This is a genomic window from Amphritea pacifica (assembly GCF_016924145.1).
Lineage (GTDB): Bacteria > Pseudomonadota > Gammaproteobacteria > Pseudomonadales > Balneatricaceae > Amphritea > Amphritea pacifica.
The window spans coordinates 1-12,586 of the sequence record NZ_JAFFZO010000011.1 but is presented as its reverse complement, the minus strand read 5'-3'; the positions used below and the strand labels follow the sequence as shown (position 1 = coordinate 12,586).

13 protein-coding genes are annotated in these 12,586 nt (G+C 52.0%); 6 read left to right on the top strand and 7 right to left on the bottom strand.

The genetic code is table 11. The features are described from left to right. Positions 1-118 precede the first annotated feature (118 nt). Positions 119-1,189 carry a DUF3549 family protein gene (locus tag JW499_RS07500; protein ID WP_205210023.1) on the top strand — a complete coding sequence of 357 codons (1,071 nt, stop codon included), beginning with the start codon at positions 119-121 and terminating at the stop codon, positions 1,187-1,189. A 76-nt stretch (positions 1,190-1,265) separates the two neighbouring features. Here JW499_RS07500 and JW499_RS07495 read toward each other — a convergent pair whose 3' ends face one another. The 3 genes from JW499_RS07495 to JW499_RS07485 form a co-directional block, all read right to left on the bottom strand. After that, positions 1,266-1,760, bottom strand: coding sequence for a hypothetical protein (locus JW499_RS07495; protein WP_205210022.1), 495 nt, complete (start codon positions 1,758-1,760; stop codon positions 1,266-1,268). A 55-nt stretch (positions 1,761-1,815) separates the two neighbouring features. After that, complete coding sequence (locus tag JW499_RS07490) at positions 1,816-2,202, bottom strand: VOC family protein (RefSeq protein ID WP_205210021.1); 387 nt, start codon at positions 2,200-2,202, stop codon at positions 1,816-1,818. Positions 2,203-2,292: 90 nt separating this feature from the next. Further along, complete coding sequence (locus tag JW499_RS07485; RefSeq protein ID WP_205210020.1) at positions 2,293-2,595, bottom strand: hypothetical protein; 303 nt, start codon at positions 2,593-2,595, stop codon at positions 2,293-2,295. Positions 2,596-2,880: 285 nt separating this feature from the next. Here JW499_RS07485 and JW499_RS07480 point away from each other — a divergent pair, with 285 nt between their 5' ends. Next, positions 2,881-4,566, top strand: a complete 1,686-nt coding sequence (locus JW499_RS07480; protein WP_205210019.1) for a sensor domain-containing protein — start codon at positions 2,881-2,883, stop codon at positions 4,564-4,566. A 50-nt stretch (positions 4,567-4,616) separates the two neighbouring features. Here the strand turns inward: JW499_RS07480 and JW499_RS07475 are convergent, their stop codons facing one another. The 4 genes from JW499_RS07475 to purU form a co-directional block, all read right to left on the bottom strand. Next, positions 4,617-5,417 (bottom strand): replication protein P, encoded by an 801-nt coding sequence (locus tag JW499_RS07475; protein WP_232846277.1) that lies wholly within the window; start codon positions 5,415-5,417, stop codon positions 4,617-4,619. Further along, entirely contained in the window at positions 5,335-6,240 is a 906-nt protein-coding gene (locus JW499_RS07470) for a DnaT-like ssDNA-binding domain-containing protein (RefSeq protein ID WP_205210018.1), read from the bottom strand. Before JW499_RS07470 ends, JW499_RS07475 begins: the two co-directional genes overlap by 83 nt. A 191-nt stretch (positions 6,241-6,431) precedes the next feature. Then, positions 6,432-6,839 (bottom strand): CBS domain-containing protein, encoded by a 408-nt coding sequence (locus JW499_RS07465; protein WP_205210017.1) that lies wholly within the window; start codon positions 6,837-6,839, stop codon positions 6,432-6,434. A gap of 181 nt (positions 6,840-7,020) precedes the next feature. Further along, on the bottom strand, positions 7,021-7,875 hold the full coding sequence (gene purU / locus JW499_RS07460) for a formyltetrahydrofolate deformylase (RefSeq protein WP_205210120.1): 855 nt from the start codon (positions 7,873-7,875) through the stop codon (positions 7,021-7,023). 223 nt (positions 7,876-8,098) lie between these two features. Between purU and JW499_RS07455 the strand changes: the two genes are divergently transcribed. Genes JW499_RS07455 through nfsA form a run of 4 tightly spaced genes read left to right on the top strand, consistent with a single transcriptional unit; the run spans position 8,099 to position 11,863 of the window. Beyond that, a complete protein-coding gene (locus JW499_RS07455; protein WP_205210016.1) occupies positions 8,099-9,658 on the top strand; it encodes a thymidine phosphorylase family protein in 1,560 nt (519 codons plus the stop codon). After that, positions 9,639-10,523 carry a ribose-phosphate diphosphokinase gene (locus JW499_RS07450; RefSeq protein ID WP_205210015.1) on the top strand — a complete coding sequence of 295 codons (885 nt, stop codon included), beginning with the start codon at positions 9,639-9,641 and terminating at the stop codon, positions 10,521-10,523. Before JW499_RS07455 ends, JW499_RS07450 begins: the two co-directional genes overlap by 20 nt. Next, a complete protein-coding gene (locus JW499_RS07445) occupies positions 10,520-11,122 on the top strand; it encodes an alpha-ketoglutarate-dependent dioxygenase AlkB family protein (RefSeq protein ID WP_205210014.1) in 603 nt (200 codons plus the stop codon). The genes JW499_RS07450 and JW499_RS07445 overlap by 4 nt, the downstream gene beginning before the upstream one ends. A gap of 3 nt (positions 11,123-11,125) precedes the next feature. Next, positions 11,126-11,863, top strand: a complete 738-nt coding sequence (gene nfsA / locus JW499_RS07440; protein WP_205210013.1) for an oxygen-insensitive NADPH nitroreductase — start codon at positions 11,126-11,128, stop codon at positions 11,861-11,863. The last annotated feature ends 723 nt before the right edge of the window (positions 11,864-12,586 follow it).

Sequence of the window (12,586 nt, the reverse complement as noted above, 5' to 3'; positions counted from 1 at the left end):
TTTAGCGCTCAATATGATGTGTCGCGCGGATCACCGGACGACGTGGTTCCAGCATCGCTGTATCTGGCTGCCCGGCACTGTTAAAATAGCCGCCGTTGTTCCCCAACCAGGCATCCCGATGGCACATTTTGACACACTGACCGACTTTATCCGGCAAACTGAAGCCCAGTTCCGCATCTTTGATATGGGCCGTTGCATCAGTAAGCTTTCTCCTGACACCTTCCGCAAGGTCGAGCTGGGGCAGATCCCCTTCCCTAAACCCTTTCTGCATCAGGCCTGGATCGCTATTCTGATGTGGAACCCTAAGCAGGCCAGCGAGAATGTTGTCTGGTTTCTCAAACTGCCATTAGATGAGCAGGGGTTTCTGGTACAGGCGGCGCGGGATGATTTCCTTAACCGGCTGCTGCAGAACCTGACAAACAGTATGGGAAAAGGCCCGCTGGACCAGCCAACCGATGCCACCGAATACCGGGATGCTCTTAAAGATAACCCCTTTAGCTTTACCCCGGATCAGGAGAAGATGGCAGCATTTCACGCCACCGCCACCCTGACAACCCGACAGCCCGCATCCAGCTTTTATGATGGGGCAAAGCAGTATTTTCACGGTAAAGCCGACCTGAATCACTGGGACAGTCTGGGTTATCAGGGCATCGCCGACTATGTCATTCGCCATCAGCAGGGTAACAATGAAGACAAACTGGCGGAGATATTCAGCCAGTTACCGGATACACCTCTGGAAGCCTGCTGTACCTTTATCGAACATATTCAGCCCAGTACATCACTCAGCGAAGCGATCCGCCTGCGACTGGATAACGGCGTTGCCGAGGGGAAGGTTTCCGCTAACCAGATCGGTGCTCTGATTCGGGCGATCTCCCAATGCCCTGAAGATGAGCAGAAAATTGCGGTGCTGACCCGGGTATTGCAAAGCCCCTATGGCAAGCAGGCCGAAGTCATTGCGGCCCTTGCCAGCCGCTGCTGGGCCAGCCTGCAATACCCTGAGCTGCTGCAACAGTTTCTTGAAACCCTGGCCGTCAACGATGCCGGCCAGGCGTGCTTTAACCGGGTAATGGCTGACCTGATGTTTATCCCCACCCTGCGGGCACTGACACTACAGCAGTTTCGTGCAACGGACCGCAGCGAAGCCCTCAGCCGGGCGATTGGCGGTATGTTTGGTGATGGTTTCCTGTGAAAAAGACGTTCGCAGCGCTCCGGAGGGCAACCCCGGAGCGTACTGAAAAACACTCTATCGGTGACTTATCTTTTCATTAGCGGCTGATGTTGCCAATCACTATCTCTCGGTGAGCAGCAGGGTCTCCCTGTGCACCGGCAGTCTCAAAGCTTAATCTGATCTCCCCCATTTTGACGAAAGTGAACACCGTCGTCACACTGCCAGAATCACCACGAGGGTAGAAACCGGTGAGATCCACCCGGCCATCAGCGCAGCTAAACTGGTCCGCCTTATCACAACGAAACTCAACCTGAACGACGACCTTTGGGGAAAATGCAACCGCATCCAGGACAACGCTGCTGCCGGCAGTAAGAACCCCCACCGTACCGTTATCACTGCCCGCGCTGTAGTGCCCATAGACGTTATGGGTCGATGAGTTAACAAACCTGACCCGGTTCTGCCAAACCGTATTCGTCTGAGCTTCTGACATCTGGACATCTGCCACCCGGGCCTGTTCTACAGACCCGGCATAGGCGGGAACAACACCCAGCGCAGCTAAGCTGAACACGACTGCTAGCCCATAGCGGCTCATATCACCCGAGACCCCAGCGTAACAAACAGTGCAATTCAGTGAAGACAAGCACGGCTTAAGCCACCGACATATAATGCGTTGCACAGATCTTATTGCCGGACGGATCGCGTAAATAAGCCAGATACAGCGTCCTCCCGCCACTACTTCTGACACCCGGAGGCTCTTCACAGGTCTGGCCTCCGGCGGCCACGCCCGCGGCGTGCCAGGCATCAACCAACTCAGGCGAGCTGGCAACGAAACCGATGGTCATACCGTTGCCGTGGGTTGCCGTTTCACCATTGATCGGTCTGGTCAGCGCAAAAACGCCTCTGTCACTGAGGTAAAAACAACGGCCTTTATCATCAAACACCCCAGGCTTATGACCAAGCACACCGAGTATCGCATCATAAAACCCCCTGGATTTTTCAATATCATTTGCACCAAGCATTACATGGCTGAACATCACGGCAATTCCTTTTTATTAGATAAATAATAATATGTTTCTTTCGCTGCACATTTGAGGTGCAGACTGATGTACATTTCCTGCGATTATTCACAGACCAATATCAATATCGATACCGCCATTCTTACCCTGAAACAGAGTCTTCAATCCTTTAAATAACCAGACAAAAATATCGAATGGGAGCTCTATAATAAATTCCAGAATATCAAGCAATGGGTGACCAGGCTCCCGTTGTCCGCGCGCCTGACCAGGCCATATCAAAAAAGCCAGATACAGACAGATAACTGCCGCAACCAGTGCAAACCAGCTAAACGGGTCAATCGCAATAGATACAAGTAATACAACACCCATAACGAAGAGGATGGTTGCCACGATCACTCTGACTGTTTCCATGTCCTAATGTCCTGAAATATTTACCGCGTTAACGGCTGAAGCCCTGCCCTGTTAAAAACAGCTTTAAAACGACCTGAATCAGCCATTTAACCAGAACCTCGATTAGCCGACTAGCAATAACGGCTGAAAATTGCCGCGCCAATCCCGGCTACCGCCCGGTTTCCATAAGTCGCTCGCACCTTCCGGAAACGCAGCAGTTGAATATTATTCAAACATTTAACACAATAAAGCAGAATCTGCTGTCTGGTCAGACGTGCATCTCCAGGTCTAATGAAGGTATGTTGTGTGGTCATAAAAACAACCAAAGCACAGAAGCAGAACAACAGAAAAGAGGCAGATAATCTCTATCGGGTTCTATTCAGCAACTCGAAAATTCCAATGCTGTTAATTGACCCCGTCGATGGGGCTATTGTTGATGCCAACCAGTCAGCCTGCGACTATTACGGTTATCCGCACCAACAACTCACATCCCTTAACATCAACGCGATCAACCAGCTCTCAGATATTGAGATCAAAGCTGAAATGCACAAGGCTGCAACCCAGAAACGGGATCACTTCTTTTTTATTCATAAACTGGCTGATGGCAGCCTGCGCGATGTGGAGGTCCATTCCGGGCAGCTGGAGATCGACGACAAACAGTTACTCTATTCCATTATCCATGACATCACCGAACGTCGTGCGGCAGAAAAGGAGCTGAAAGAATTAAACCGTAACTTTATTACGCTGCTGAACAACACCTCCGATTTTGTCTATTTCAAGGACCGGAACAGCCGCTTTCAATTCTGCAGCCAAACACTTGCCGACATCACCGGCCACAGCCACTGGCAAGATATGGTCGGTAAGCACGACCTGGAAGTCTTTCCGCCGGATACCGCAAAAATCTATTACGAGGAAGAGCAACCTATCTTCAGAGAGGGCGTTGCACTACTCAACCGGGTCGATCCCTACTACGACGAACAGGGCGAAAAAGGCTGGGTCAGCACCAGTAAATGGCCGGTATTTGATGAAAATGGTGTTGATGTTGTCGGTCTGTTCGGTATCAGCAGAGATGTCACCGCTCAACACAAAGCTCAGGAAGAGTTAAAAATTGCCGCCAGTGTTTTCCAGAATATCAGCGAAGGTGTGATGATCACCGATAGCAAAGGCACGATTATCGAGGTGAATCAGGCATTCTGTCAGCTGTCAGGCTATTCCCGTGATGAGATCATTAGACGAACGCCGAATTTTCTCAAGTCGGGTCATCATGATGCCTCATTTTTCCAGTCATTGTGGCAATCAATAAATGACAACCGATACTGGCAGGGGGATATCTGGAATCGCCGCAAGGACGGTTCAATTTTTGCCTGTCGGACCTGCATCAGCGTCCTCACCGATGAGGAGGGTAAGGTTGACTGTTATATCGGTCTGCACTCAGATATCACCGCCCAGCTACAACATTTTAAAGAGATCGAGCATCTGGCCTATTATGATGCCCTGACAGAGTTACCCAACCGGGTTCTGTTCGCAGACCGGCTAAACCAGACACTGGCTGTCGCCGATCGTGATAAGACCTCAGTCGCGGTCTGTTTTCTTGATCTCGATTCTTTTAAACCGGTTAATGACAACTACGGTCACCGGGCTGGAGACCTGCTCCTGATCGAAGCCGCGAACCGCTTAAAAGATTGCATTCGCGCCGGAGATACTGCGGCCCGGATGGGGGGTGATGAGTTTGCACTGACGCTGACACAATTGACTTCGGAAGTGGATCTACAACACGCCCTGGACAGGATACTGACTTCGATCGCCCAGCCCTTCACCCTTCCCATCGGCGAAACTATCTGCGTTTCGGCCAGCATTGGTGTCTGCCTATATCCCCAATACCGCAACCATAAGAGCCAGCTTCTTCGCTATGCCGATCAGGCGATGTATGAAGCCAAAGCGAAGGGACGTAACCAGTACTTTATCCACGGAACTACCGCGACGGCTGACTGATCTGAGACTGAACCGGTTATCCCGGTCTGACAGCAATACTCGTCCCTGATTTACTGATAATCATCCGGCAACTTAACACTCAGCCCCCAGCTTTCAGCCCGTTGCTGGCTGGCCTGTTTAAAGCGCTCCCGCACATCGCTGCCGGCGGGCTTGGTCAGATAAAACAGCAGAGTGCTGGCCTGTTCAGGACTCAGCTGCTGCTGTTCACCCCAGCGCTGAATAAACTCAACCAGGGTGTTGTCACTCTTGTCTTCCAGCGCAACAGGCACCTCGATAGAGAGATCCTCCCCTGCCCGCACCCGGCGACAGATCACCTGATAGTTATAGCGGAAATCGGGAAACACCCGATCCTCCTCTTCAGATCTGAGACGGAACCAGCCGGTCGCTTTTCCTGCATGATAAAGCGCCACATGAGTCCACTCATGCTGGGTCGGATGATCGGCATAACGGCACACCTCCTCATAGGCGATCTTCGCCGGAGGCAGGCCGAAATCGCCACTCTGCTCATTAAGGATGGTGATAAATTCTGAGATGGTGGGCATCCACGCCAGGGTCTCTTTACAACGATTGATCGCCGACACCAGCTCCGCTTCGCTATACCCCTGCATACTCAGCGCCCATTCGCGCTTGGCGATACGGATCTCGTCCTGAGTTTCAAAACAACTTTTAAATTTATGCCCATAGATCGCCATAAAACGGGCGAACAGCATATTGATCAGGGTTTTGGTTTCGTTGCTGATGGCTGCGGATTCAGCAGCCGCTTCAGCGTCACCAGTCGGTGTCCTTGATGTCCATGATGGCTGCGGTAACCCGCTGGCGCTTTTCCCGATTATCTGGGCGGGTGTTTTCATGGTTTACACCTTTATTTGCTTCTTCTGCCCGCTGTTTGCGGGCATCACGTGTTTGTTGATTAACCCATTCCCGCTTAACCCAGGCAAGGAATTTCTGATCCCAGTTGGATTCTTTACGATCTTTATCCAGCCAGTAAAGTATAAACTCATCCAGCAGCCCTTCTGCAAAGGGTTGCGGAATGCTATGCCGGGGCAACATATCCAGCAACATCTGCGAGGGTCGCCAGCCCAGAAACATAGTATGCAGTTTCTGGTTTTTTTGTTCGATCTCATTCAGCCGACTGGCAAAGTCATTCTCTGCCGTAGTCTCACGACTGGGGGTCACCTGACGGCTTTTCGACCAGCCGATACTGCCACCAAAGGTGGGCGCAGGTCCCGGCCGGCGAATCTGAGCCTGATGTACCCGGCGACTGATCTCACTGCGTTCCGGCGGCTGCTCAACCACTGGTAGTTCCTGCACCGTCACCGGTGGTGCAGGCGGCTCATCGGGGAACACTGGAGACGATGAGGCTGCAGAGTGCTGATCTATCGGGGTCTGCAACACCAGTTTAATCGCCCGGCCGTGACCAAAGGAAGCCTGAATATAGCCCTGGGATACCAGGCTGCTGGTGACCATCGCCAGCTTCTCTTCATCCCAGAAACCGGCAAGTGACAACCACTCTGCGCGGCTTAGCACAGCAGACGGAAGCCCGGATTTGTCCGGCAACCCATGCATCTGTATATAATCGTGGTATATCGCCAGAAGGATCGCCTCATCAGAGCCTGCCGTACGTGCCAGCGAAGGATAAAACAGTACGGGTTTTTCCGGAAAGCGGAAGCTCATAATGATTCCATACATCAAACGCAGAAAGTAAAAAGAAAAACAGACTGTCATCCCGGCGCTACAGGTAAGCCGTTAAATAAGCCCGGTCAGGCTTAACCTACCCATGTATCAGACTGGCTGAGCCAGTGCAGAAGGGATGCCCCATCCGCAATTGATACTCAGCGCAGCGGAAAGACGGTCTACAACTGAGATCAGCCGTCCTGAGCAAACTGCTCGACTGCACGCAACACATCACGGCGACTGATCTGGCCGATCAGTTTACCATTTTTTATCACCGGCAAGCGACGTCTTTTATTAATAATAAACTCTTCGGCCACCGAGATGATGTCGGCGTCATGAGAGATCGTGTACACCTCCGGTGACATGTAATCGCCCACCTTTCCGCCCATCTCTTCTTCGTGGTAGGTCAGGGTCAGAATCGCTTTAAGACAGTCAGCCTCGGACAGCAATCCAACCAACTCCCCCTGTTTACCAATCACCGGGGCTCCGGTAATCCGGTATTTCAGCAGCAGATTTATCGCTTCAAACAGATCAGTTTCCGGCGTAAATGTAATCAGCTTTTCAGCCATATAATCGCTGGCTTTAACAGATCGCAACATCGAGTATCCTCCAGGCGGACATCAGTAACCTATCGGCCGGTCCTGCCGGCGCTTTATTGTAAAGTTTTATTACAAGCTCTTTGATCGGCTTTATCTTAGCCCAGCTGTCAGTAACAAAACACTGTCCGAGATCTATCAATTAGGCGAATATCACTCGCCAGCCCCAGAATGAGTACAGCGGTCAGTTAAACACCACCGTCTTATTCCCATGCACCAATACCCGATCATCGAGATGCCAGCGCAAGCCCCGTGACAGCACGGTTTTCTCAACATCCTTACCCAGTCTCACCATCTCCTGTGGCTGATCACGATGGCTGACACGTACCACATCCTGATCGATTATCGGTCCGGCATCCAGCTCCTCGGTAACATAGTGGCAGGTTGCCCCAATCAGTTTAACACCGCGCTCGTGGGCCTGGTGATAGGGCTTTGCGCCGGCAAAAGAGGGTAAAAAACTGTGATGGATATTGATAATCCGGTGGCGATACAGGTCACATACCGTGCTGGGCAGAATTTGCATATAGCGAGCCAGAACAACCGTGTCGGCCTCATGCTCGACTATCAACTGATGCACCCGGTCAAAGTGGGGTTGTTTATCCTCTTTATCGACGGGCACATGGTGGTATGGGATACCGTGCCACTCGACCATGCTACGCAGATCATCATGGTTGGAAATCACACAGGGGATCTCACAATCCAGCTCGCCTTCATGGTAGCGGTACAGCAGGTCTGCCAGGCAGTGAGAATCACGGCTGGCCATCAGTACGACTTTCTTGGGCACCGATGAATCGGTAATCTCCCACTGCATTTTGAATGACTGAGCGATCGGTGTGAACTGCTCAATCAATTGCTCGCGATCAAAGCTCCCAGACGCAGTGACAATTTCAACTCGCATGAAGAACCAGCCACTGGAACTGTCAGAGTGCTGGTTAGCATCGGCTATAGAGCCGCCATGACTGGAGATAAAATTACTTACCATCGCCACAATACCCAATCGATCCGGGCAAGCCAGTATCAGTCTGAATCTGCGTTCCATCATGTCCTACTTTTCTGTCAGTTTTTGAAGTGAGCGACATTCTATCAGCTATCCGGACTCACGCCACCTGTCTCGTTAACAACCAGTGAAACCACCGGAATAAGTAGCCCTGTCATGTACAGCCCATCCTGTTGTCTGTTATAAACAGATCAAAAGACCATTTAATCTGGCGACAGGATTTAGTCACAACAGGACTCAGATCCGGACAGGGAGCAAAGCAAAGATGATCTCCACCCCCGAACGAGCCACAACACTTCAGGCCCGCAGACTGGGTATTGATACCCGACAGGAACCGATAATCTATCTCAGGGCTGACAGCCCGGTATGCCGCTCAGAAGGGTTCTCAGCCCTGTCACGGGTGCTGGTGCATACTGAACATTGCAAGATTATCGCCACCCTCAACATCATAACCGGCGAGATGTTACGCCGGGGACAGATCGGTTTTTCCGAATCGGCCTGGCTGAGATTACAACTGAATACCGATGACAACGTCTGGTTGACTCACCCTCGCCCGGTGCAGTCCCTGTCCCATGTACGGGCAAAGGTGTATGGTCACTCCCTCAGCAAACAACAGTTTCAGGAGATCATTAACGATATCGTTGATGGTCGTTATGCCGATGTACATATCGCTGCCTTTATCACCGCCTGCGGCGACGATAAGCTCGATGATGCTGAGATCATCGCTCTGACCCAGGCGATGATAGACTCTGGCAGCCGCATAGACTGGGGGCAACCGATGGTGATCGACAAACACTGTGTGGGAGGATTGCCCGGCAACCGCACCACTCCCATCGTCGTATCCATTCTGGCCGCCAGTGGCCTGACTATGCCAAAAACATCATCCCGGGCGATCACCTCCCCCGCCGGCACCGCTGACACCATGGAAACGATGACCGAAGTCAGTCTGACACTGGAACAGATGAAACAGGTCGTGAAACAGGAAGGTGCCTGCCTGGCCTGGGGCGGCTCGGTACGGCTGAGCCCCTCTGATGATATTCTGATTCAGGTTGAACGAGCCTTGGATATCGACAGTGAAGGACAACTGATCGCTTCAGTGCTATCGAAAAAAATAGCCGCAGGTGCCACCCATGTACTGATCGACATTCCTGTGGGTCCCACCGCTAAAGTGCGCTCGCAGAAAGCGGCCGATAAGCTGGCCGCCTCGTTTCAGAAAGTCGGTGAACAACTGGGGATTAAGATTCAGATACTCTTTACCGATGGCAGCCAACCCGTAGGCAACGGTATAGGGCCAGCTCTCGAGGCCAAGGATGTTCTGGCGGTGTTGCAGAACGACACCGATGCCCCGCAGGACCTCAAACAAAGAGCCCTGACGATGTCCGGCACGATGCTTGAGATGGCCGGAGTCGTTGCACCCGGCGAGGGCATAGAAAAGGCGACCACCATTCTGGAAAGCGGTCTGGCGTGGAAAAAGTTCTGCGCAATCTGTGACGCTCAGGGCGGCATGAAGCAGCCCGATGAAGCCCCTTACCTGTTCAAACTGATGGCTGACAAAAAGGGAACCGTAACCCAGGTTGATAACCGTCGCCTGGCACAGGTTGCTAAACTGGCCGGAGCACCAGTCGATCCAACCGCCGGCTTAGAGATCCATGTCAAACTGGGGCAGCAGGTTTATCCCCATGAACCTCTGCTAACCATCCATGCGGAAAGCTCCGGCGAGCTCAACTACGCGGTCGACTATCTGGAAAGCCATCCCGATATTATCTGCCTGAACACGGATGAGGGATCAGCAGAGGAGAACATTGATGAAAACCCTACTGATTAATCTGGAATCTGACCCACAGCTGGAGGCTCAGCTCCTCAATCAACTGGATGCCCAGAAAGGCGAAACAGAACTGCGTCGCTTTCCCGATGATGAGACCTATCTGCGGGTGCTGACCGACTGTAAAGACCGCAACGTGATGATCTTTTGCAACCTCTACCAGCCTGATAACAAGATACTCAGGCTTCTGCTGCTCAGCTATACCCTGCGTCAGATGGGTGCCCTGAAGATTGGTTTAATTACCCCCTATCTGGCCTATATGCGGCAGGATAAGCAGTTTCATGAGGGTGAGTGCGTCAGCTCACGTCCGTTTGCCAGACTGATCTCTGAAAGCGTCGATTTTATGGTCACTGTCGATCCCCATCTGCACCGTTACGACTCCCTGGATGAGATATACAGCATCCCGTCACGGGTGGTTCACGCCGCCCCACTGATTGCCGACTGGATCAAGAATAATATCCGCCAACCGTTGCTGATCGGGCCTGACAGCGAAAGCGAGCAGTGGGTGTCCAGCGTAGCTGAGCTGGCCGATGCACCGTTTCAGGTGCTCAGTAAAACCCGGCGCGGGGACTTCGACGTAGAGGTCACGCTGCCAGAGGTAGAACGCTGGCGACACCATACGCCGGTATTGGTCGATGACATCATCTCCAGTGGCCGGACCATGCTGGAAACCATCGCCCATCTGCAACATGCCGGAATGCCCAAAGCCACCTGCATAGCCGTGCACGGCATTTTCGCCGGTGATGCCTACCGGCAACTTTTAGGAGTCGCCGATGTGATCACCAGTCGCTGCATCCCCCATCCCAGCAGTCAGATTGAAATAGCCACCGCTATCGCCGCCGCGACCCGGGAACTACTGGCGGAATGACTGAGATCCCTATACCTCAGGGGGAGTTAACGCTGGACCCGAAGTTTATTGCCGACAACGAAGCCCGCACGCTGTTCGATTCACTTGAACAGCAACTCAACTGGCAGCAAGCGCGGATCAGAATGTTTGGCCAGATGGTGAGTATTCCCCGCCTGCAGTGTTTTCAGGGAGAACCGGGCATCCACTATCGTTACTCAGGTCTGAGCCTGCAAACCGAACCCTGGCACCCACTGATCCATGCGCTGAAACAGCGCGTAGAAGCCGCCGCTAAACACAGCTTTAACAGCGTGCTGATCAACTATTACCGTGGCGGACAGGACAGCATGGGATGGCACAGTGATGACGAACCGGAACTGGGCAGCAACCCGGTGATCGCCTCCCTGAGTCTCGGTCAGAGCCGCCGTTTTCTGCTGCGCCACCGGTTTGACAAAAGCATCTCTCAGCAAGAGCTCTTGCTCAACAGTGGCTCTCTGCTGATAATGGCAGGTCAGTTACAGCATTACTGGCATCACAGCGTGCCTAAAACCAGCAAACACCTGGAGGGACGGATCAATCTGACCTTCCGGCAGACCTTCACCACAGATACCCAGATGGAATAACCGATGAACCCCGTTATAGAGTTACTCAACAGTCACCGATCAATCCGCAAATTTACCGATCAGCCTATTCCCCAGGAAACCGTAAAAACCCTGGTACAGGCGGGGCAAGCCGCTGCAACCTCCAGTTTCATTCAGGCCTGCACGGTGATTCAGGTGAATGATCAGGACAAGCGCAATCAACTGGCGGAATGTGCCGGAGGGCAGGCCTATGTCGCTGAGGCCCCTGTTTTTCTGGTGTTCTGTGCCGATATGCAGCGCAACAAACTCGCCTGCGAAATGAACGACGCCGAGATCAATTCTGGCTTCACAGAACAGTTTATTACCGCCACGGTGGATGTTGCCCTGTTTGCCCAGAACCTCACGGTTGCTGCGGAATCCCTTGGTTTAGGCATCGTCTACATCGGTGGCATCCGCAACCAGATCGCCCGGGTTTCAGAACTGCTTGAACTACCTGAGCTGGTCTACCCGGTGTTCGGCCTCTGTCTCGGTTATCCGGATCAGAACCCGGAAGTGAAACCCCGCCTGCCGGTCGAGGTGGTGCTGAAACAGGACAGTTATAGCGACAGTGGCGATCAGGAAACTATCGCCGAGTATGACCAAGCCGTACGGGAATACTACCAAACCCGTACCGGCGGCAATAAAGAGATGACCTGGAGCGAACAGATGTCCGGCATGCTGGTGAAAGAAGCGCGGCCGCATATGTTGCAGTACCTCAAAGACCGGGGATTTTTATTGAAGTAATTAGGGCCTGCTAAGCCCTGGTTTTGCAGCGGCCAGTGGCTAGAACGCGGCTGCGCCGCTTGGAAAAAACAGAACGCTGCTTCGCAGCTCGCTAGTTGCCAGACGCCACTTCGTGACTTGCCAGAAAAAGTATTGGGCGGGTGTACGTTTAGGTACGCGGCCCCAAAATAACGCCTCCAGCAACGGCCGATTGTAACGAGGTCCAGCGACCAACGGGAGCGACGCTGGCTGGCTTTGTTATGTGTTTTTACTATTCTTGTTGTTTATATATTGAACAGTTGTATAACTTATTACGCCCAGAGTGGCAGTATAATACTTAAGGTAAATTTTGTTCAATTCCCACTGCTCGTGACCTATGAATATTGATATATCTTCAAAAATTCCAATCACACCAAGAATTCCAACAAATATTATAGGCAAAAATACAAGCTGACTTTTCCGCATAAATTATCCCTTACTATTTTTTACACACATAACGTTATCAGGTTTTTCTTTTAACGCTAGAGAACCCCAACCCCAAAACCTTGTGCGCATAACGAGACTGTCGGATTAGACATTTTGACATAATAATATCCATCTACCGCAGCCTTCACCTGTTCGTTTTAACGTTTTGCCTGGAAGTAATAATGATTATTCCTCCAGTTCAAACACGCTCTGTATAATGTTTCAACGCAATACAGCCTCGATTTCAGGCATATACTGCCACTTAATGCCTGATCTCAC

Bases quoted from the DNA above. Each gene is read 5' to 3' on its own strand.
- JW499_RS07500 (WP_205210023.1), top strand. From the start codon at position 119: ATGGCACATTTTGACACACTGACCGACTTTATCCGGCAAACTGAAGCC.
- JW499_RS07495 (WP_205210022.1), bottom strand. From the start codon at position 1,760: ATGAGCCGCTATGGGCTAGCAGTCGTGTTCAGCTTAGCTGCGCTGGGT.
- JW499_RS07490 (WP_205210021.1), bottom strand. From the start codon at position 2,202: ATGTTCAGCCATGTAATGCTTGGTGCAAATGATATTGAAAAATCCAGG.
- JW499_RS07485 (WP_205210020.1), bottom strand. From the start codon at position 2,595: ATGGAAACAGTCAGAGTGATCGTGGCAACCATCCTCTTCGTTATGGGT.
- JW499_RS07475 (WP_232846277.1), bottom strand. From the start codon at position 5,417: ATGAAAACACCCGCCCAGATAATCGGGAAAAGCGCCAGCGGGTTACCG.
- JW499_RS07470 (WP_205210018.1), bottom strand. From the start codon at position 6,240: ATGAGCTTCCGCTTTCCGGAAAAACCCGTACTGTTTTATCCTTCGCTG.
- JW499_RS07465 (WP_205210017.1), bottom strand. From the start codon at position 6,839: ATGTTGCGATCTGTTAAAGCCAGCGATTATATGGCTGAAAAGCTGATT.
- purU (WP_205210120.1), bottom strand. From the start codon at position 7,875: ATGGAACGCAGATTCAGACTGATACTGGCTTGCCCGGATCGATTGGGT.
- JW499_RS07455 (WP_205210016.1), top strand. From the start codon at position 8,099: ATGATCTCCACCCCCGAACGAGCCACAACACTTCAGGCCCGCAGACTG.
- JW499_RS07450 (WP_205210015.1), top strand. From the start codon at position 9,639: ATGAAAACCCTACTGATTAATCTGGAATCTGACCCACAGCTGGAGGCT.
- JW499_RS07445 (WP_205210014.1), top strand. From the start codon at position 10,520: ATGACTGAGATCCCTATACCTCAGGGGGAGTTAACGCTGGACCCGAAG.
- nfsA (WP_205210013.1), top strand. From the start codon at position 11,126: ATGAACCCCGTTATAGAGTTACTCAACAGTCACCGATCAATCCGCAAA.